Genomic DNA, 387 nt, shown 5'->3' with positions numbered 1-387 from the left:
CTTTACGCCCAATAATTCCGGACAACGCTYGCMCCCTACGTATTACCGCGGCTGCTGGCACGTAGTTAGCCGTGGCTTTCTGGTTAGGTACCGTCAAGGTGCCGCCCTATTCGAACGGTACTTGTTCTTCCCTAAYAACAGAGTTTTACGATCCGAARACCTTCATCACTCACGCGGCGTTGCTCCGTCAGRCTTTCGYCCATTGCGGAAGATTCCCTACTGCTGCCTCCCGTAGGAGTCTGGGCCGTGTCTCAGTCCCAGTGTGGCCGATCACCCTCTCAGGTCGGCTACGSATCGTYGCCTTGGTGAGCCRTTACCTCACCAACTAGCTAATGCGACGCGGGTCCATCCATAAGTGACAGCCGAAGCCGCCTTTCAATTTCGAAC

General features: G+C 55.6%; 1 rRNA gene. It reads right to left on the bottom strand.

Annotated features, from left to right (window positions below):
* A 16S ribosomal RNA gene (locus AC1DUP_RS36815) occupies nt 1–387 on the bottom strand; the annotation flags it as partial.

This window comes from Rhizobium sp. 01L419, assembly GCF_056400025.1.
This window is presented reverse-complemented; position numbering and strand designations above follow the sequence as displayed.